At 51.3% G+C, this 20,189-nt stretch carries 19 protein-coding genes, 1 tRNA gene and 1 pseudogene; 13 read left to right on the forward strand and 8 right to left on the reverse strand.

What is annotated here, in order from left to right; all coding sequences use genetic code 11:
* Positions 1–198: 198 nt before the first annotated feature.
* Positions 199–627 (reverse strand): winged helix-turn-helix transcriptional regulator, encoded by a 429-nt coding sequence (locus I6L53_RS13725; protein WP_084196584.1) that lies wholly within the window; start codon positions 625–627, stop codon positions 199–201.
* 122 nt (positions 628–749) lie between these two features.
* Here I6L53_RS13725 and I6L53_RS13730 point away from each other — a divergent pair, with 122 nt between their 5' ends.
* Complete coding sequence (locus tag I6L53_RS13730; protein WP_042319956.1) at positions 750–1,493, forward strand: SDR family oxidoreductase; 744 nt, start codon at positions 750–752, stop codon at positions 1,491–1,493.
* Between the two features lie 395 nt (positions 1,494–1,888).
* Entirely contained in the window at positions 1,889–4,432 is a 2,544-nt protein-coding gene (locus I6L53_RS13735; protein ID WP_052425387.1) for an autotransporter outer membrane beta-barrel domain-containing protein, read from the forward strand.
* 44 nt (positions 4,433–4,476) lie between these two features.
* On the opposite strand, the pseudogene gpJ reads toward I6L53_RS13735, so the two are convergent.
* Positions 4,477–4,740 (reverse strand): annotated as a pseudogene (gene gpJ / locus I6L53_RS13740) (TipJ family phage tail tip protein); the annotation flags it as partial.
* A gap of 150 nt (positions 4,741–4,890) precedes the next feature.
* Positions 4,891–4,978: transfer RNA gene (locus I6L53_RS13745), tRNA-Ser, on the reverse strand.
* Between the two features lie 274 nt (positions 4,979–5,252).
* Between I6L53_RS13745 and yccA the strand changes: the two genes are divergently transcribed.
* Together yccA and tusE are read left to right on the forward strand one after the other, a co-directional pair.
* Positions 5,253–5,912, forward strand: a complete 660-nt coding sequence (gene yccA, locus I6L53_RS13750) for an FtsH protease modulator YccA (protein ID WP_012905355.1) — start codon at positions 5,253–5,255, stop codon at positions 5,910–5,912.
* A gap of 90 nt (positions 5,913–6,002) precedes the next feature.
* Positions 6,003–6,332, forward strand: coding sequence for a sulfurtransferase TusE (tusE, locus tag I6L53_RS13755; RefSeq protein WP_042319960.1), 330 nt, complete (start codon positions 6,003–6,005; stop codon positions 6,330–6,332).
* On the opposite strand, the gene yccX is transcribed toward tusE, so the two are convergent.
* Positions 6,329–6,610 (reverse strand): acylphosphatase, encoded by a 282-nt coding sequence (gene yccX, locus I6L53_RS13760; RefSeq protein WP_042319962.1) that lies wholly within the window; start codon positions 6,608–6,610, stop codon positions 6,329–6,331. The genes tusE and yccX overlap by 4 nt on opposite strands.
* Before the next feature lie 94 nt (positions 6,611–6,704).
* Here yccX and rlmI point away from each other — a divergent pair, with 94 nt between their 5' ends.
* Positions 6,705–7,895: a 23S rRNA (cytosine(1962)-C(5))-methyltransferase RlmI gene (gene rlmI, locus I6L53_RS13765; RefSeq protein WP_042319964.1), complete on the forward strand. Its 1,191-nt coding sequence runs from the start codon at positions 6,705–6,707 to the stop codon at positions 7,893–7,895.
* 57 nt (positions 7,896–7,952) lie between these two features.
* Positions 7,953–8,270: a heat shock protein HspQ gene (hspQ, locus tag I6L53_RS13770; protein ID WP_042319966.1), complete on the forward strand. Its 318-nt coding sequence runs from the start codon at positions 7,953–7,955 to the stop codon at positions 8,268–8,270.
* Positions 8,271–8,315: 45 nt separating this feature from the next.
* Here the strand turns inward: hspQ and I6L53_RS13775 are convergent, their stop codons facing one another.
* Positions 8,316–8,729 (reverse strand): CoA-binding protein, encoded by a 414-nt coding sequence (locus I6L53_RS13775; protein WP_042319968.1) that lies wholly within the window; start codon positions 8,727–8,729, stop codon positions 8,316–8,318.
* A gap of 172 nt (positions 8,730–8,901) precedes the next feature.
* Here I6L53_RS13775 and csgI point away from each other — a divergent pair, with 172 nt between their 5' ends.
* Positions 8,902–9,564 carry a curli synthesis inhibitor gene (gene csgI, locus I6L53_RS13780; protein ID WP_042319972.1) on the forward strand — a complete coding sequence of 221 codons (663 nt, stop codon included), beginning with the start codon at positions 8,902–8,904 and terminating at the stop codon, positions 9,562–9,564.
* 93 nt (positions 9,565–9,657) lie between these two features.
* Positions 9,658–10,116: a methylglyoxal synthase gene (mgsA, locus tag I6L53_RS13785; protein ID WP_042319974.1), complete on the forward strand. Its 459-nt coding sequence runs from the start codon at positions 9,658–9,660 to the stop codon at positions 10,114–10,116.
* 31 nt (positions 10,117–10,147) lie between these two features.
* Here mgsA and helD read toward each other — a convergent pair whose 3' ends face one another.
* Positions 10,148–12,202 carry a DNA helicase IV gene (gene helD / locus I6L53_RS13790; protein WP_042319976.1) on the reverse strand — a complete coding sequence of 685 codons (2,055 nt, stop codon included), beginning with the start codon at positions 12,200–12,202 and terminating at the stop codon, positions 10,148–10,150.
* 123 nt (positions 12,203–12,325) lie between these two features.
* On the opposite strand from helD, the gene I6L53_RS13795 reads away from it, so the two are divergent.
* Positions 12,326–12,772: a YccF domain-containing protein gene (locus tag I6L53_RS13795; protein ID WP_042319980.1), complete on the forward strand. Its 447-nt coding sequence runs from the start codon at positions 12,326–12,328 to the stop codon at positions 12,770–12,772.
* An 18-nt stretch (positions 12,773–12,790) separates the two neighbouring features.
* Complete coding sequence (gene yccS / locus I6L53_RS13800) at positions 12,791–14,953, forward strand: YccS family putative transporter (RefSeq protein WP_042319981.1); 2,163 nt, start codon at positions 12,791–12,793, stop codon at positions 14,951–14,953.
* On the opposite strand, the gene I6L53_RS13805 is transcribed toward yccS, so the two are convergent.
* A complete protein-coding gene (locus I6L53_RS13805) occupies positions 14,907–15,536 on the reverse strand; it encodes a TfoX/Sxy family DNA transformation protein (protein ID WP_042319983.1) in 630 nt (209 codons plus the stop codon). The genes yccS and I6L53_RS13805 overlap by 47 nt on opposite strands.
* A gap of 217 nt (positions 15,537–15,753) precedes the next feature.
* Here I6L53_RS13805 and sulA point away from each other — a divergent pair, with 217 nt between their 5' ends.
* Positions 15,754–16,263 (forward strand): SOS-induced cell division inhibitor SulA, encoded by a 510-nt coding sequence (gene sulA, locus I6L53_RS13810; protein WP_042319986.1) that lies wholly within the window; start codon positions 15,754–15,756, stop codon positions 16,261–16,263.
* A 356-nt stretch (positions 16,264–16,619) separates the two neighbouring features.
* Positions 16,620–17,675 carry a porin OmpA gene (ompA, locus tag I6L53_RS13815; RefSeq protein WP_042319987.1) on the forward strand — a complete coding sequence of 352 codons (1,056 nt, stop codon included), beginning with the start codon at positions 16,620–16,622 and terminating at the stop codon, positions 17,673–17,675.
* A gap of 83 nt (positions 17,676–17,758) precedes the next feature.
* On the opposite strand, the gene matP is transcribed toward ompA, so the two are convergent.
* Positions 17,759–18,211 carry a macrodomain Ter protein MatP gene (gene matP / locus I6L53_RS13820; RefSeq protein WP_042319990.1) on the reverse strand — a complete coding sequence of 151 codons (453 nt, stop codon included), beginning with the start codon at positions 18,209–18,211 and terminating at the stop codon, positions 17,759–17,761.
* A gap of 185 nt (positions 18,212–18,396) precedes the next feature.
* Here matP and I6L53_RS13825 point away from each other — a divergent pair, with 185 nt between their 5' ends.
* A complete protein-coding gene (locus I6L53_RS13825; protein WP_042319993.1) occupies positions 18,397–20,157 on the forward strand; it encodes an AAA family ATPase in 1,761 nt (586 codons plus the stop codon).
* Positions 20,158–20,189: the final 32 nt, after the last annotated feature.

A 20,189-nucleotide genomic window follows, 5' to 3' on the forward strand; every position in this document is an offset into this window, starting at 1 on the left:
CAATATAATGATTTCCGCTGGTATTAATAGCTCACTAATCCGCATTGCTGATTAGATTAACGTGTGTAAATGCTCAGTGCCGAGTTTGCATGCCTAAAGCTATACTTTCCAGCTCCAACTGTTTTTAATACGGTTTCGCCGGTTATAGTAAACCTCATCTCTGATGAGGGGCATGAAAAGTCTTCCCGAACAGTTTTGTTAAGGACCTGCAGGCTGCCGGTCCATTAGAGGGATTACTTCAGTTCCAGTGCGTTTATCACCTGACGTTCTGTCCGCATGAGTATTCATCAAGTTCGCGTTAGCTGTCATCCACTCAGCAAGAGAATCAAGTGTCGGGCGCAGTGATTTACCCAGCTCGGTTATTTGATACTCCACTCTCGGGGGGACTTCAGCAAACACTTTTCGGTTAACCAACCCGCGAGCCTCAAACTGTCGCAACTGACGAGTCAGTTCTTTCTGAGTGATAGGTCTCACCGCCCGTTGTAATTCACTAAAACGAACAGGTTCGCCTAATATAATCAAACGATAAAGGATGGGGATCGCCCACTTACCGGCTATCAGATTCACAAAACTGACCATCGGACATCCTGTATTACTCTCAGCTAACGGCGAAATATTATGTGTCATTGGGTCCCCGGTCTCACTTCATTGCATCCCATAAGGTTCCTTAGTATCCAAATGGTGCCTACTTTCCAAAGGATACTAAAGGATAAATAATTACTCCACGAATAATACGTGGGGGTAGGAAAATGGGCAGACTTGAGGGCAAGTACGCACTGATTACCGGTGGTACTAGCGGTATTGGTTTAGAGACGGCACGTCAGTTTCTGGCAGAAGGAGCAAAGGTTGCCATCACGGGTCGTAGTGAAAAAAAACTACTGGAGGCCAAAAAAGAGTTAATTGACGTTGTTATTTTTCGAACTGAGGCAGGTGATATCCCTCAACAAGCGCACTTAGCAACGGCGTTACAGGCGCTATGGCCGAGACTTGATATTTTATATATAAACGCAGGTGATGTTACACATAAGCCACTGGAATCCTGGGATGAGCAGGCTTACGATGCGCTGATGAATACCAATCTTAAAGGCCCATTCTTCCTGATCAAAGCACTGCTTCCAATGTTTTCTAATCCGTCCTCCGTCATTGTTTGTGGCTCAGTTAGCGCGCGTATTGGTTTTCCGCAAAGTAGTGCTTACGCTGCAAGTAAAGCGGCGATTCTCTCTCTGGCACGCACACTTTCTGCGGAGCTTCATCCGCGCGGAATCCGTGTAAATGGCTTAAGCCCCGGCCCGACTGAAACACCGGCACTGAACAACGTTGGGGGTGGAGTGGACAAAGATAAGCTCAGGGAAGATATTCGAGCGCTGGTTCCCATCGGACGTTTAGGGACCCCATATGAATTGGCTAAAGCAGTCGTTTTCCTCGCGTCTGATGAATCCTCATTCGTCGTTGGTACTGAGCTATTGGTTGATGGTGGAGTGGGTAATCTCTAGCAGAGTCGTATGCCATGGCCTGGTTGAAGGGAATCAGGCCAACAGGCGCGAGGAACGAACATTACTGGAGTTAAGCGCTTTCATCGTCATTATGTTTTTCACTCCAATATTGCCGATGAGTTATCAAATGAGTGATTAGCGGCCAGTCTTTTTTATCTTTTAGTAACTTCCAGCCCTCCTCCTGGTTATCAATCTTCGCCTTCCCGGTGGTTCTTACAGCGAAAGCCTTGCCTGAAATTAGGATTTTTCTACATAAAAAATACAGGTTATGTCTTTCAATTTATTTGAAATCAAAAAAAAGCACAAAAAAAAGGCTAATATAAAAACCTTTGTATAATTATTGTTAAGAATTATTTTCTGGGTGAAGACTTTTAATAAAACATGGAGTTGTTACAGTGTTTAAAAAATATGTAATTGTATTGAGCATGCTTCCCTGTCATGGATATACGGCTGAAGCGGTCTGTAGTTCTTCAGATGGTGTCACTGCCATCTGCAATGGAGATACAGGGCTGGTTAATGATATAGATAGTAAAATTAACGCTTATGACAATATCACCATTAATACAACAGCGAATGACAGAGGTTACGGGTTAGATTTTCGCCAACCAACGCATCATTTAGCAGCAGATAATATTACTATTTCCACTATCGGTAAATATTCAGATGGCATTATTGGCCGTATTTCCACGGCGATCATTGATAGTAATTTAACAATTAAAACCTATGGTGAAAATTCTTCCGGCATTCTGTTGCAGGAAGTGGATTACGCCAATATCACGCTTACCGGAACCACGAATATCTATGCACGATATGGAATGGGAATTGCGCTGGAACTGACCCTGGGGAGTAACAAAAATAACGTCTTAACCGCAGGAGATAATGTCTCTGTTATTACCGATGGTACCGGCAGCAACGTTTACAGAGGGGCGGGTTACGGTGTGTATGCTGGCTCCGCTTACTATCAAAACGCGTTTGGGTTTATTCCCGATCATAGTACCGCCCGTATCACGCTGGGAAATAATGTTTCTGTGCAAACAAATGGGGATGAAGCCCATGCGGTTTACGCGAATAAAACGGGAATGATACAGGTTGGCGATGTTTCAGTGGTGACCCGGGGCGATCGGGCTGCAGGCCTGAAAGCAGAGGATGGTAATAAGTATGTTCCGCCGGGAACGCGCATGCTCAGAGCCCAGACGCAAAGTTATGAAGGCGGAAAAATATTCCTGACCAGGAATGTGAATATCGATCTGGAAGGCACCGGAAGTTATGCGATGCATTCGACCGGTTTCGGTTCGTATATCGGATCCTCATACCTGGGTGGGCAGCAGTCCCGTGGAACCTATATTGTAAACGGCAATTTGTTAGCTGAAAATAAAGGGGTTATTGATCTCCGCATGACCCAGGGCTCCACGTTTACCGGTAGCGCCAATTCCACCCAGTTAAATGCTGATAAATCACTGAATACGGCAGATAACGGTTATATCTACCTCGATATGTCCAGAACAAATAGTATCTGGAATATGACAGAAGACTCCGTTGTTACCCGCCTCGATCTTCATGATGCAAATTTAACCTACACTGCACCCACCACTTTCGCGTCTTACACACCTAAATTCCTGCACGTAGTTGAGGACTATTCCGGCACGAATGGCATCCTGACACTGAATACAGTGCTCGGTGGCGATGATTCATTAACCGACAAACTGTATGTGCTGGGAGATGTGGCTGCGGGAAACACCCAGGTCAGCATTAACAATATTGGCGGCAAGGGTGCACTGACTCATCAGGGAATCGAAATTGTGAATGTTGGCGGCGAATCGATTGGTACGTTTACCAAATACGGTCGTATTGTTGCCGGCGCCTATGACTATGACGTAGTGCGTAAAGGGGAAAATTGGTATCTCGTCAGCAACACTGCAACGAACCCAGCTCCCGATCCAACTCCGACCCCCGATCCTACACCAGTGCTTCGCCCGGAAGGTGGAGAGTATGTGGCAAACATCGCAGCCGCGAACACATTGTTCCAGCATCGTTTACATGACCGTTTGGGCGAACCTCACTATGTAAACGCACTGAAGGGAGAAACGGACAACGTATCCAGCCTCTGGATGCGACACGTCGGCGGACATACGCGCTTTAAAGATAACAGCGGTCAAATCAACACTCAGGCTAACCGCTACGTTGTCCAACTAGGTGGAGATATAGCGCAGTGGAGCGGCGATGAAAAGGACCGTTATCACCTCGGCGTCATGGGCGGTTATGCTAATCAGAAAAGTAACTCACATAACAAACTGAACCGTTATTACAGTAACGGTAGTATTGATGGTTACAGCGTTGGCGTTTATGGCACCTGGTTGCAGGATAATGAAGAAAAGACGGGTGCCTATGTGGATAGCTGGTTGTTGTACAACTGGTTTGATAACACAGTCAGTGGCTACGGTCTGGCACAGGAAGATTATAAATCGAAAGGATACACCGCCTCCCTTGAATCCGGTTATACCTGGAAAATCGGTGAGAAAAATGAGCGTGAAAGCTATTATTTCCAGACCGTTGGCCAGTTAACCTGGATGGGTGTTAAAGCCAAAACACATCGTGAAGCTAATGGGACGCGAGTGACCAGTGAGGGAGACGGTAATATTCAGTCCCGCCTTGGGGCACGTGTATTTATCAAAGGTCATAGCAAAATTGATGAAGGGAAAGAGCGAATTTTCGAGCCTTTCGTCGAAGCTAACTGGATCCATAATACAAAACGCTTTGGCGCATCTATGAGTGGTGTTGACGTTGAACAGGCAGGAACACGGAACATTGCAGAGCTGAAAGCCGGTGTAGAAAGCCAGCTTAATCGTAACGTTAACCTCTGGGGCAACGTTGCCCAACAAATTGGTAATGCTGGGTACAGTGACACAAGCGCCATGCTTGGATTTAAAGTTATTTTCTAAAATAACTCTGGTCTCATTATGCTTTTTTAATGAGACCAGAGTTACCCGCACCACAGCGTGTTGTTCTGCAACAAATCTGTCGTGCAGTCATACATGATGCGCAACATGCGGATTTCAAACGGACGCGGAGGCAAATCGTCGATCACCCCGGTAGCCAGAAACAGCGTGGTTCTCTTCCCGGTCATGGTGATATCCCTCTCCATCTCCCACTGCGCATTACGGCGGAACTGGAGCGGCATCTGCACCCGGGTCAGGTTACGATCTGTATTCTTACTGAAGCTCAGCAGCGGCTGTACGCCAAACGTGAAAGTGACTCCGACGCTGGACGCGCCGCTTTTGGCAGGAAAATCGTGAAAAAATAAACCGTTTTTCGCGAGATATTCTAAGTGGATATTCTAATTGTATTCTAAGTGCCATAAAAACAAAGGGGTTACCTTTCGGTAACCCCTTGTTTAATCTGGCGGAAGCGCAGAGATTCGAACTCTGGAACCCTTTCGGGTCGCCGGTTTTCAAGACCGGTGCCTTCAACCGCTCGGCCACACTTCCGGAATGAGGCGCACTATAAACATCCCAATGCGCCGTGTAAAGCCCGAATGTGTTCGTTTGCCTGAAAAACAGTCAAAATGCTGTTAATAGCCTGAAATAACAACAGATTGACCATTTATTCAACACAACACTCATGCTTTATCAACCATTCTTCGTGATCCACGGTGAAACCTGATTTAGATCAAATGAGTAAAGATGGGTAAAAGCGCTGTGTGCGCGGCTGTGTTTTCATTATCCTCCATCATTAATTACATCTGTCATAAGAGAGTGACTCATGGATCGTATTGTTAGTTCATCACATGACCGTACATCGCTACTCAGCACGCATAAAGTGCTGCGCAATACCTATTTTCTACTGAGCCTGACGCTGGCGTTTTCGGCGATCACCGCTACCGCCAGCACCGTGCTGATGCTGCCTTCTCCAGGTCTGATTCTGACACTGGTGGGGATGTACGGACTGATGTTCCTGACCTATAAAACCGCAAACAAGCCAAGCGGCATTATTTCCGCATTCGCCTTCACCGGCTTCCTCGGTTACATCCTCGGGCCGATTCTGAACGCTTACCTGTCCGCAGGAATGGGCGACGTGATCGGTATGGCGTTGGGTGGTACTGCGCTTGTGTTCTTCTGCTGCTCCGCCTACGTGCTGACAACTCGTAAAGACATGTCCTTCCTCGGCGGTATGCTGATGGCCGGTATCGTAGTGGTACTGATTGGCATGGTGGCTAACATTTTCCTGCAACTGCCGGCACTGCATCTGGCAATCAGCGCGGTGTTTATCCTGATTTCTTCAGGCGCGATCCTGTTTGAAACCAGCAACATCATCCGTGGCGGCGAGACTAACTACATCCGTGCGACGGTTAGCCTCTACGTTTCACTGTATAACATCTTTGTCAGCCTGCTCAGCATTCTGGGCTTCGCCAGCCGCGATTAACGGCAACAAAGCATGACACCCGGCCCCGCTTATGCGGGGCTTTGTTTTTTGGTAAACTGCCGCCAGGTTGTCTAACGCAATGAAGAATATATGTTGATCTTTGAAGGTAAAGAAATCGCAACCGACCCCGACGGCTATCTGAAAGAGAGCGCGCAGTGGAGCGAACCGATGGCGGTGGTCATTGCTGAAAACGAGGGCATTACCCTTTCCCCGGAACATTGGGAAGTGGTGCGTTTTGTACGTGGCTTCTATCTGGAATTTAATACTTCGCCTGCCATTCGCATGCTGGTCAAGGCGATGGCGAATAAGTTTGGCGAGGAAAAAGGCAACAGTCGTTATCTGTATCGTCTGTTCCCGAAAGGTCCGGCGAAACAGGCCACCAAAATTGCTGGCCTGCCGAAGCCGGTGAAGTGTATTTAATAGCGAATACTAAAACCGGTAAATTCCTCACGAGGGCGGTGCGGCTCGCTCAGGACTCTGTCTACACGTGCAGAACTCGGACCACCGTCTTTGAGCCACCTCAGTAACTTGTCGACCTGCTCCGCTTCGCCACTGGCAACAACCTCCACGCTGCCATCATCCATGTTCCTCGCATAGCCGGTTAAACTCAGTCGCCGCGCTTCATGCTGCGTGGTATAACGAAATCCCACGCCCTGAACCCGACCGTAAACCCACGCGATTATGCAGACTCTCGACATTGTTATTCTCCTTCACATCCTCGGGCGCGTTGCAAATCCGGGTAAAACTCAGGACAATGGCGCCCATTTCTTTGATTCGACAGAACCGTAAATTATGAGTGTACGTTTAGTGTTAGCCAAAGGGCGCGAAAAATCATTACTTCGCCGCCATCCGTGGGTGTTTTCCGGTGCCGTAGCCCGCATGGAAGGTAAAGCCAACCTCGGCGAAACCATCGATATTGTTGACCATCAGGGCAAATGGTTAGCCCGTGGAGCCTTTTCCCCGGCCTCGCAAATCCGCGCACGCGTCTGGACCTTCGACAAGTCCGAATCTGTCGATATCGCCTTCTTCACCCGTCGTCTGCAACAGGCACAGCAATGGCGTGACTGGCTGGCGAAAAAAGATGGGCTGGACAGTTATCGGTTGATCGCCGGGGAGTCCGATGGCTTGCCGGGTGTAACCATCGATCGCTTTGGCCATTTCCTGGTGCTGCAACTGCTCAGCGCCGGGGCGGAATATCAGCGTGCCGCATTGATTAGCGCACTGCAAGCGCTCTACCCGGAATGTGCGATTTATGACCGTAGCGATGTCGCGGTGCGTAAAAAGGAGGGGATGGAGCTGACCCAGGGACCGGTCACCGGTGAGCTCCCCCCTGCTCTGCTACCTATTGAAGAGCATGGTATGAAGCTGCTGGTTGACATCCAGGGCGGTCACAAAACGGGTTATTACCTCGATCAGCGTGACAGTCGTCTGGCAACGCGCCGTTATGTGGACAACCAACGGGTGCTCAATTGCTTCTCCTACACCGGCGGTTTCGCCGTTTCTGCGCTGATGGGTGGCTGCCGTCAGGTGATTAGCGTCGATACGTCCCAGGAAGCGCTGGATATTGCAAAACAGAACGTCGAACTGAACAAACTCGATCTCAGCAAAGCTGAATTTGTCCGTGACGACGTCTTTAAACTGTTACGGACCTATCGCGATCGCGGTGAGAAATTTGATGTCATCGTGATGGATCCGCCGAAGTTTGTCGAAAACAAAAGCCAGTTGATGGGGGCGTGTCGGGGTTACAAAGATATCAACATGCTGGCGATCCAGTTGCTGAATCCCGGAGGTGTGCTGCTGACTTTCTCCTGTTCAGGCCTGATGACAACAGATTTATTTCAGAAAATCATCGCCGATGCCGCAATTGATGCAGGTCGTGATGTACAATTTATAGAGCAGTTCCGTCAGGCCGCCGATCATCCCGTGATCGCTACCTACCCGGAAGGGCTGTATCTCAAAGGGTTTGCCTGTCGCGTCATGTAACTTGAAAAGTGGAATTTTACCCTCATATCGAGAGTAATGATTTCCCGGGAGGTGACTATGATTGCCAGCAAATTCGGTATCGGCCAGCAGGTCCGCCATTCCCTGTTAGGATATCTCGGAGTGGTCGTGGATATCGACCCGGTTTATTCGCTTGCAGAGCCGTCACCTGATGAGTTGGCGGTTAACGACGAACTTCGCGCCGCTCCGTGGTATCACGTGGTGATGGAAGATGACGACGGTCGCCCAGTGCATACGTATCTTGCCGAAGCGCAGCTAAGCAGCGAAACGCAGGACGAGCATCCTGAACAGCCTTCGATGGACGAGCTTGCTCAGACCATCCGTAAACAGTTGCAGGCGCCACGCCTGCGTAACTGATCCTGGTTAAGGCCCGATGGCACATTGCTTATCGGGCCCGTTTCCTTACTTCGTCAATCCCAGTCGTGGGATTTCAATCGCCGGGCAGCGATCCATCACCACCATCAGACCCGCTTCACGCGCCAGCACCGCCGCCTGCTCATTGATCACGCCCAACTGCATCCACAGCGTTTTCGCGCCAATCGCAATGGCGTCCTGAGCGACGCCCCAGGCAGCCTCTGAATTGCGGAACACATCCACCATGTCCACTTTTTCCGGCACGTCCGCCAGCGTCGCATAGCCCTGCTGGCCCAGCAACGTCTTCCCGGCGACCTTTGGGGAAACCGGAATCACGTGATAACCCTGATCGAGTAAATACTTCATCACACGGTAGCTTGGACGGTCGGGTTTATCGCTTGCGCCAACCAATGCGATAGTACGGGTCGAGGTCAAAATGCCAGCAATATCGGTCTCTTTCATCATCATTCTCCAGGCTGTTTTGCAAAGTGTACGACAATCCTGACAACCCAACCATGCGTCCCACCCGTAAGTATGAGAGCAAAACGCCAAAATATGTCTATATGTTAGTAAACATGATTGTCGAAAAATTTTGATACATTCTTATCGGGCGGTCTTTGGACAGGAGAACCCTATGAAAACCGGTACTGTGACCCTGATGATTGCCCTCTGTTTGCCGGTCACGGTTTTCGCCACCACTCTCCGTCTTTCAACCGATATTGACCTGCTGGTGCTGGACGGCAAGAAGGTCTCCAGCTCACTTCTGCGCGGTGCCGACAGCATTGAACTCGACAACGGACCGCATCAACTTGTTTTTCGGGTTGAGAAGACCATCCGTCTCTCCAGCCATGAAGAACGGCTCTACATTTCCCCGCCGCTGGTGGTAAGTTTTGACACACAGCGCGTAGGCCAGGTCAATTTTCATCTTCCGCGTCTGGAAAGCGACCGTGAAGCCAACCATTTCGATACCGCTCCGCGTCTGGAGTTGCTGGATGGCGACGCGATGCCGATCCCGGTACAACTGGATATCCTCGCCGTTACCTCGAAATCCAAAACCGTTGATTTTGAGGCAGAAACGGAGCGCTACAATAAATCGGCAAAACGTGCCTCCTTACCCCAATTCGCCACGATGATGGCCGACGACAGCACTTTGCTTTCGGGAGTCTCAGAACTGGATACTATCCCGCCGCAATCTCAAACACTCACTGAGCAGCGCCTGAAGTACTGGTTTCGCCAGGCAGATCCACAAACCCGCAATAGTTTTCTGCAGTGGGCGGAGAAACAACCCTCTTCATGATGTCTTCGACGCACAGGGCTTTTTTTTCGTCTTTCTCTTGCAGCATCAGACACATTCAGTACTCTGTAGCAAAACCCACAATGGAACTGAATGATGGAACTGACGACTCGCACTTTGCCGGCGCGTAAGCACATTGCGCTGGTTGCACACGATCACTGCAAAAAGATGTTGATGAGCTGGGTAGAACGCCACCAGCCGTTACTGGAAAAGCATGTGCTCTACGCTACCGGGACGACCGGTAATCTCATTCAACGCGCAACGGGTATGGACGTTAACGCCATGCTGAGCGGTCCGATGGGTGGCGATCAGCAGGTGGGCGCGTTGATTTCTGAAGGGAAAATTGATGTACTGATTTTCTTCTGGGATCCGCTTAACGCCGTTCCGCACGATCCGGATGTGAAAGCATTGCTCCGTCTGGCGACCGTCTGGAATATCCCCGTCGCCACCAACGTCGCCACGGCGGATTTCATCATCCAGTCGCCACACTTCAATGATAATGTTGACGTGCTCATCCCGGACTACCCACGTTATCTGGCTGAACGTCTCAAGTAATCCCGTACAGGCGACGTACGTCGCCTGTAGCTTACGCTTTTCTCGCTACCGGAACGTCCAGGTCTTTGAGATCCTCCACAAAGCGTGACGGGTTCGCTTTGTTATACAGCAACCAGACACGATGACGGGCACGGGTCAGAGCAACGTAAAGCAATCGCCGTTCTTCTGCATCCGGGAAATCTTCCACAACCGGCAGCAACGCTTCTTCCATGATGGATTCACGCGCCGGTGCCGGAAAACCATCGCTTCCTTCCTGTAACCCGACAATGATGACGTAATCCGCCTGCTGTCCCTTGCTGGCATGGATAGTCATAAAATCAAGCTGCAACTTCGGCCAGCGAGTTGCCGCCTTTTCGAGACTGGCTGGTTTCAAATGGTGGTAACGGGCCAGCACCAGAATCCGCTCATCGGCTTTCGCGTAACCGGAAAGCTTATCCAACAGCGCATCCAGTTGCGTTTCTTCCAACAGCGTGACGGCTTTCTTATCTCCCGTCGTCAGACTATTGAGCGGCTTCTTCAGTTGATGCGGGTTCTGTTGAATAAAGCGGTTAGCAATTTCCCCGATTCGGTTGTTGAAACGATAGGTGGTATCGAGGTCACAACGATCACCGTCACCAAAGGTCTGATGGAACGCGGTCGTCAACGAAAGCTGTGCGCCGCTAAAACGGTAAATGGCTTGCCAGTCATCCCCAACGGCAAACAGCGTGGTGTGGCTGTTTTGTTTACGCAGCGCGGCCAGCAGCGCCGCGCGCTGCGGAGAGATATCCTGAAATTCATCCACCAGAATATGCTTCCATGGACTGACAAAACGCCCTTTTTCCAGAATCACGATAGCCTGATGGATCAGACCGGAAAAATCGACGGCGTTTTCCGCTTTCAGCGCACTTTTCCAGGCCTTCAGCAAAGGTGCCATCAGCTTCACCCGCTTGCTGAACAGATCCCGAATCTCTTCCGGTGCGCTGGCGATCATCTCCGCCTGGGCACCACCATGCATACGCATCAGGCTCACCCAGCGATCCAGACGTGAGGCAAGACGACGCTGAAGTTTTTCATCATCCCAGAAATTCCCTTCAGGCACCGTCCACTGCATCTCCTCTTCCAGCCACTGTCGCCAGCCTTTCGCCTGCGCTTTCTTCTCGCTGCATTGCTGACGCCAGGTGCTGATAAACAGTTTATTTCGCGCGGCGGTGTCATTTTCAAGCTTACTGATGGTCGGAACTTTTTTACTGCCCTGCTGAATGATATGCAGCGCCAGGGCATGAAACGTCCGCGCTGTTATCTCCTCGGTATGCAGTCGCTCGCGGATACGTTCGTCCATCTCCTGTGCCGCTTTACGGCCAAAAGCCAGCAGCAGGATCTGTTCTGCCGCCGCTTCGCCGCGCGCCAGCAGCCAGCCCGCACGCGCCACCAGCACCGACGTTTTGCCACTACCTGCCCCCGCCAGCACCAGCAAAGAATGTTCGCCATTGACTACCGCTCTGGCCTGAGCCGGATTAAGCGGTGACGATTCCACCTGCTGGAAGAAATCGGCGTATTCCGTCAACATCGTTTCGGTATACGCCTGATTGTGCTGCAAACGACACGCTTCGATATCTTTCAGCCACGCCTGGCACTGTCGTAGCGCATCGCGACAGTTATCAAACTCTTCCAGCCGATTAACCGGCAGCGGCAGCGCGGCAAACGCCCGTAGGATCTGCTGCTGTAATCCTGTCGTCTGCTCGCGCGTCAGCCAGGCATTCTGCCCGGTTCGGGTAGCGATTAAGTTCAGTTGCTCCTGCAGTACACTGGCCGCAACTTCACTCATTTCCTGACTCCACAGCTGCCAGCGGGTGTTCAGATGATGGTGGAAACGCTGGGTTTCAGCCCACTCGGTGCCATGCAGTCGCACCACTTTTTCATCCGGCAGTACGAATTCAAGCTCGCCCCACACCAGTCCACGCTTGCAGTGAATCGCCAGTAACTGATTGAAGGGAATGAGATACTCATGGCGATCGCCCGACACTTTAATGCCAGCATTGAGGATCACCGCCCGATCGTAAGGGTGTTGCGCCAGACGTTTTCCAATAGACGTTGCTTTCAGTTCCATGACTCAGCCGATCCAGACAAAGCGTATTTCTTCTCAGTGTAACCGCCAGAGAATACGTGCTCCAGCCCAAAAAAACGTTACAATTGCCAGAAATCATAGAAAACCAGAATCAACCGAGGGTCTATGCGTACCGTTCTGAATATTTTAAATTTTGTGCTTGGGGGATTTGCCACCACGCTGTCGTGGTTCCTGGCGACGCTGGTCAGTATTGTGCTGATCTTCACCCTGCCGCTCACCCGTTCATGCTGGGAAATCACCAAACTGTCGCTGCTGCCTTACGGAAATGAGGCGGTCCATGTCGATGAACTGGATCCGGCGGGAAAAAGCGTGCTGATGAATACAGGCGGGACGCTGTTGAATATTTTCTGGCTGATCTTCTTCGGCTGGTGGCTGTGCCTGATGCACATTGCCACAGGTATCGCGCTGTGCATCACGATCATTGGTATTCCGGTTGGCATTGCGAACTTTAAAATTGCCGCGATTGCACTCTGGCCGGTGGGACGTCGCGTCGTCTCCGTGGAAGTCGCGCGTGCGGCACGTGAAGCGAACGCCCGCCGTCGTTTTGAATAACCAGGACGCTAAGCCAGTATGTTAAGTCCCTTGCTTCGCCGCTATACCTGGAACAGCACCTGGTTGTATTACGTGCGTATTTTTATCGCCCTCTGCGGAACAACTGCCCTGCCCTGGTGGCTGGGCGATGTCAAACTGACCATCCCCCTGACGCTGGGGATGGTGGCGGCGGCGTTAACCGATCTGGACGATCGGCTCGCGGGCCGTCTGCGTAACCTGATCATCACGCTCATCTGCTTTTTTATCGCCTCCGCCTCGGTCGAGCTACTTTTCCCGTACCCGTGGCTGTTCGCCATCGGATTGACGCTCTCTACCAGCGGTTTTATCCTGCTCGGCGGTTTAGGGCAGCGTTATGCGACGATTGCTTTTGGCGCGCTGCTGATCGCGATTTACACCATGCTTGGCGCATCGTTGTACGCCCAGTGGTATCAGCAACCGCTTCTGCTGCTGGCAGGCGCTATCTGGTACAACGGGCTGACGCTTACCGGTCATCTTCTCTTCCCGATTCGTCCATTGCAGGACAATCTGGCACGCAGCTACGAACAACTGGCGCACTATCTGGAGCTGAAATCGCGTCTTTTTGACCCGGATATTGAAGACGAAAGCCAGGCACCGCTTTATGATTTAGCGCTGGCCAACGGCCAACTGATGGCGACGCTGAATCAGACGAAGGTGTCCCTGCTGACTCGCCTGCGCGGCGACCGGGGGCAGCGCGGCACGCGACGAACTCTGCATTATTACTTTGTGGCGCAGGATATTCATGAACGTGCCAGTTCCTCACATATTCAATACCAGACGCTGCGCGACCATTTTCGTCACAGCGACGTCATGTTCCGCTTTCAACGACTGATGTCGATGCAGGGACAGGCCTGCCTGCAACTGTCGCGCTCTATTTTGCTTCGCGTCCCCTATCAGCACGATCCACATTTCGAGCGCGCCTTTACGCATCTCGATGCCACGCTTGAACGGATGCGGACAAACGGCGCCCCCGCCGATCTGCTGAAAACGCTGGGATTTTTGCTGGCTAATTTGCGCGCTATCGATGCACAACTGGCAACAATTGAATCGGAACAGGCACAGGCCATGCCGCGCAACGAGTCGGAGAATCAGCTTGCCGATGACAGTCCGCACGGATTTAGCGATATCTGGCTGCGACTGAGCCGAAACTTCACCCCGGAATCTGCTCTGTTTCGCCATGCAGTCAGGATGTCTCTGGTTCTGTGCGTCGGCTATGCCATCATTCAGATAACCGGGATGCATCACGGGTACTGGATCCTGCTGACCAGTCTGTTTGTTTGCCAGCCAAACTACAACGCCACGCGGCACCGTCTGGCGCTGAGGATCATCGGGACACTGGTCGGGGTTGCGATTGGTATCCCGATTTTGTGGTTCGTTCCGTCACTGGAGGGGCAGCTCATTTTGCTGGTGATCACCGGCGTGCTGTTCTTTGCCTTTCGCAACGTCCAGTATGCCCACGCCACCATGTTTATTACGCTGCTGGTCCTGCTGTGCTTCAACTTGCTCGGCGAAGGATTTGAAGTTGCCCTTCCCCGGGTGATTGATACGCTCATCGGCTGCGCCATTGCCTGGGCGGCGGTAAGCTTTATCTGGCCTGACTGGCGTTTCCGTAATCTCCCGCGAATGATGGAAAGAGCGACCGACGCCAACTGTCGCTATCTGGACGCTATCCTGGAACAGTATCATCAGGGACGCGACAATCGACTGGCGTATCGGATTGCTCGACGCGATGCTCATAACCGCGATGCGGAACTGGCCTCCGTGGTGTCAAACATGTCCAGCGAGCCCGATGTAACCCCGCAGACGCGTGAGGCAGCGTTCCGTTTGCTCTGCCTCAACCATACCTTCACCAGTTATATTTCCGCATTAGGCGCGCATCGCGAACAACTCACCAACCCGGACGTCCTGGCATTACTGGACGATGCGGTCTGTTATGTCGATGATGCGCTACATCATCTCCCGGCCGACGAAGAGCGGGTGCAACAAGCATTGGCCGAACTGAAACAGCGCATCCAGCACCTTGAGCCGCGCCCGGACAGCAAAGAGCCACTGGTGATTCAGCAAGTTGGGCTACTGGTGGCCCTGCTGCCGGAAATGGGCCGACTACAGCGGCAAATCACTCAATCTTCTCCACAGACACCAGCGCCGGCGAAAGCGACTTAACCCACAGAGCAAGCTCCTGGCGACGTATCGCCGGGAGCGCCGCTTCATGAATGCCATAAATGGCCCCTTCAAGATTAAAAAGCACCTTGTCAGTGATGGATTTATTCATCTGTCGAAGTCGCAACCAGCACATTTTAGCCCCCAGCATACGCAGAGTGGCGACGTCGTAGATCCCCGCGTCATTCAGCAAACTCTCCAGATGAAAGGTCATATTGGGGAGATCCTTAAGACGCTGCTGAGAACAGCGAGTCAACTTCTCCTGTAACGCGGCATCCAGCGAAAACTTCGATAACTGGATCAACTGTTGTTGGTCGCGCCAAAGACTTTCATCAACCTGATAATAGTTGAGCATGACCGGACGCCCGCGTTTAAGAAATGTCAGCCATACTGGAGAATGCTGCACACAATACTGTACGCTTTGCTCACAGGCACGCAGATAAAGCTCACCATTCGCGACCATCGCAAAGACGGTATTCTTGATAGTCAGACTGTAGCTGCCGAACAGTGAACGGAAATGGATCGTCCCCAGAGAAGATAAATATTCCTGTGATTTATAGATCCTGTCATAGGAGTGTACTTTCATAAAATTCCCTGTTAAATCATAAACTAAAAGAATGATTTGTCGTCACGGATCCGTTACTGACGAAAATAGGCAACTTATTCTCACGGGGCAAGTTGTATTTCGTTTTTACCGCTACCATGAATAAAAAATGCGAGTCTGTTTCCGAAAATAAGGTTGATCTTTCACGACATCAGGGTTACTGTACATCCATACAGTAACTCACAGGGCTGGATTGATTATGTACACTTCAGGCTACGCAAATCGTTCTCCGTCATTTTCTTCCACATCGAACACGTTGGCGCGCGTCTCTTCTGAGAAAGTGTCCACTGGGCTTATCAGCGAAGTGGTCTACCGCGAAGACCAGCCCATGATGACGCAGTTACTGCTGTTACCGCTTCTTCAGCAGTTAGGTCAGCAATCGCGCTGGCAGCTCTGGCTGACGCCACAGCAAAAGCTGAGCCGTGAGTGGGTTCAGTCTGCTGGCCTGCCGCTGACCAAAGTGATGCAAATTAACCAATTGTCCCCCTGTCATACGCTGGAATCGATGATTCGTGCATTACGCACGGGCAATTACAGCGTGGTAATTGGCTGGCTGGCAGAAGAGTTAACAGAAGAAGAACATGCTGAATTGGTCAAGGCTGCGGATGAGGGAAATGCCATGGGATTTATCATGCGCCCTGTGAATGCACACACTCATGCCACGAGACAGCAAACCGGGCTAAAAATTCACTCAAATTTGTATCATTGAGTGAAATTAGGATTTATCCTGGAATTTTTTTTCCACCCAGGACCTTCGCATTGAGGACTAACGCATTTTTTCTGTGAACGCTTGGCAGACGCGGTTCCAGCGAAATCGGTGGGAAAATTTTGATGCACAAAATGTTAAATATTATGTATACAAGCTTTTTTTTTTCATATGCCTGACAGAGTTCACACTTGTAAGTTTTCAACTACGTTGTAGACTTTACATCGCCAGGGGTGCTCGGCATAAGCCGCAGATATCGGTAGAGTAACTATTGAGCAAGTCCCCCGGTGATGGATTTAACCGTGTTATCTCGTTGGAGATATTCATGGCGTATTTTGGATGATAACGAGGCGCAAAAAATGAAAAAGACAGCTATCGCGATTGCAGTGGCACTGGCTGGTTTCGCTACCGTAGCGCAGGCCGCTCCGAAAGATAACACCTGGTACACTGGTGCTAAACTGGGCTGGTCCCAGTACCATGACACTGGTTTCATCAACAACAACGGTCCGACCCACGAAAACCAACTGGGTGCTGGCGCGTTCGGTGGTTACCAGGTTAACCCGTATGTTGGCTTTGAAATGGGTTACGACTGGTTAGGTCGTATGCCGTACAAAGGTGACAACATCAACGGTGCTTACAAAGCTCAGGGCGTTCAGCTGACCGCTAAACTGGGTTACCCAATCACTGACGATCTGGACATCTACACTCGTCTGGGTGGTATGGTATGGCGTGCAGACACCAAGTCTAACGTACCGGGTGGCGCATCTACCAAAGATCACGACACTGGCGTATCCCCAGTATTCGCAGGTGGTGTTGAGTACGCAATTACTCCTGAAATCGCTACCCGTCTGGAATACCAGTGGACCAACAACATCGGTGACGCTAACACCATCGGTACTCGTCCGGACAACGGTCTGCTGAGCGTAGGTGTTTCTTACCGTTTCGGTCAGCAGGAACAAGCTGCTCCGATCGTAGCTCCGGCTCCGGCTCCGGCTCCAGAAGTACAGACCAAACACTTCACTCTGAAGTCTGACGTTCTGTTCAACTTCAACAAAGCGACTCTGAAACCAGAAGGCCAGCAGGCTCTGGATCAGATGTACAGCCAGCTGAGCAACCTGGATCCGAAAGACGGTTCCGTAGTGGTTCTGGGCTTCACTGACCGCATCGGTTCTGACGCTTACAACCAGGGTCTGTCTGAGAAACGTGCTCAGTCTGTTGTTGATTACCTGATCTCTAAAGGTATCCCGGCTGACAAAATCTCCGCACGTGGTATGGGCGAATCCAACCCGGTTACTGGCAACACCTGTGACAACGTGAAAGCTCGCGCTGCACTGATCGACTGCCTGGCCCCGGATCGTCGCGTTGAGATCGAAGTTAAAGGTGTCAAAGACGTTGTAACTCAGCCGCAGGCTTAAGTTTCCGTCTAATAAAAAACCCCGCAGAGCGGGGTTTTTTTTCGTCTGTTATCTGCACAATGGAATGGTTGTAACGTCGCGGATTACTCTTTGCCCAACAACGCCTGCAGGTCTTGCTTCAACGACGACATCTTGTTGGCATACTTCTCTTTATTTTCCGCATCTTCAATCAACTGGACCACGGTCTCTGATAACGTTTTGCCACGCCGCTGCGCCAGCCCTGCCAGTCGCTGCCAAACGATAAATTCCAGATCGATCGATTTCTTTCGCGTGTGCTGATGTTCAGCATTGAAATGGCGTTTACGCCGCGCACGTATTGTCTGCTTCATTCGGTTTTGTAGCGCGGGATTCATATGTTCATCAATCCAGATATTGACCCGCACCGGTTCATTTTCCAGCGTAAGCAACAAATCCACGGCCTCCTGGGCGGCACTGGCCTCCACGTAACGGGTAATTAATTCCCCTTCGCGGTGCTTCTTCACCAGGTACTTCCACTTCCAACCGCTTTCAAGATTCTCAAGTTGTTGATATTTCATGGCGATCTCAATGTTACCGTGTCACTCCTATCAGAATATCAGCTTTTTCAGCTTCTGAAGAAAAGAATCTTCAGGCTGTGAGCCACTCTGCACGCTCCTGTGCGTTTACCGTCGCTTTCCACGTGTGAAGCGCGGACGGTTACGCTATAATCGCGTCTTTTACAACAGACTATAAAACATCAACTTTGACCATTACGAAACTTGCATGGCGTGATCTTGTCCCTGATACCAATAGCTATCAGGAGATTTTTGCACAGCCACATGTCACTGAAGAAAACGACACATTACTGAGTGATACTCAACCACGCTTACAATTTGCCCTGGAGCAATTGTTACAACCCAGAGCCTCATCCCCTTTCATGCTGGCCAAAGCGCCAGAAGAGCTTGAGTATCTTAATCTTCTTGCCGATGCCGCACGTGCCTTACAGCACGATGCCGATCGCCTGACGGGCGGCCACTACGAGGTTTCGGGTCACACGATTCACTATCGTAGCGCTGAGCGGGCTGAAGACAATTTTGCCACCTTATCTCAGGTGGTGATTGCCGACTGGGTTGAGGCAGAGCAGCTGTTTGGCTGTCTGCGTCAATTCAATGGCGACATCACGCTGCAACCAGGACTGGTTCACCAGGCCAATGGTGGCGTGCTGGTTATCTCCCTGCGCACCCTGCTTGCGCAGCCGCTGTTGTGGATGCGTCTGAAAGCCATCGTCAGCCGCGAGCGCTTTGACTGGGTAGCCTTTGATGAGTCCCGCCCGCTGCCGGTTTCCGTGCCGTCTATGCCGCTTAAACTGAAGGTGCTGCTAGTCGGTGAGCGCGAGTCACTGGCGGATTTCCAGGAGATGGAACCTGAGCTGGCTGAACAGGCGATCTATAGCGAATTCGAAGATAATCTGCAAATTGTGGATGCAGAATCCATGACGCAGTGGTGCCAGTGGGTAACGTGGACTGCGAAACGTAATCAGTTACCGTACCCGGCGGCCGACGCCTGGGAAGTGCTGGTTCGCGAAGCGGTGCGTTATACCGGCGAACAGGATACGTTACCGCTCAATCCGCTGTGGATAATCAGACAGTTCACAGAAGTCGCGCCGCTGTGCGAAAGCGAAACTTGCACCGGTGAACAACTCGGCCTGATGCTTGCCCAGAGAGAGTGGCGTGAAGGATTCCTGGCTGAACGTATGCAGGATGAGATCCTCCAGGAACAGATTTTGATCGAAACGGAGGGGGAACGAGTCGGTCAGATCAACGCCCTGTCGGTGATTGAATTTCCGGGCCACCCACGCGCCTTCGGTGAACCTTCACGTATCAGTTGCGTCGTTCACATCGGCGATGGTGAGTTCACGGATATTGAGCGAAAAGCCGAACTTGGCGGTAATATTCATGCCAAAGGGATGATGATCATGCAGGCGTTCCTGATGTCGGAACTCCAGCTCGAGCAACAACTCCCCTTCTCGGCCTCGCTGACGTTTGAACAATCATACAGTGAAGTCGACGGCGACAGTGCTTCTATGGCAGAGCTGTGCGCACTGATAAGCGCCCTGTCTGATGTGCCAGTGAATCAGAGCATTGCCATTACCGGTTCGGTCGATCAGTTCGGACGCGCCCAACCGGTTGGCGGCTTAAATGAAAAAATTGAGGGTTTCTTCGCGATTTGCCAACAGCGCGAACTGACGGGTAAGCAAGGGGTTATCATCCCTTCTTCCAATGTCCGGCATCTTAGCCTGCAACCTGCGCTATTGCAGGCTGTTGAAGAAGAGAAATTCACTATCTGGGCGGTGGATGACGTTACCGATGCGCTGCCGCTGTTGTTAAATCTGGTGTGGGACGGTGAAGGTCAGACAACGTTGATGCAGACTATCCAGGAGCGTATCGCCCAGGCGACGCAACAGGAAGGACGTCACCGTTTTCCATGGCCGCTGCGCTGGCTGAACGGGATCCTTCCTAACTGATCGGACTTGTTCAGCGTACACGTGTTAGCTAT

Origin of the sequence: Citrobacter farmeri (genome assembly GCF_019048065.1) — a bacterium.
Taxonomy (GTDB): domain Bacteria; phylum Pseudomonadota; class Gammaproteobacteria; order Enterobacterales; family Enterobacteriaceae; genus Citrobacter_A; species Citrobacter_A farmeri.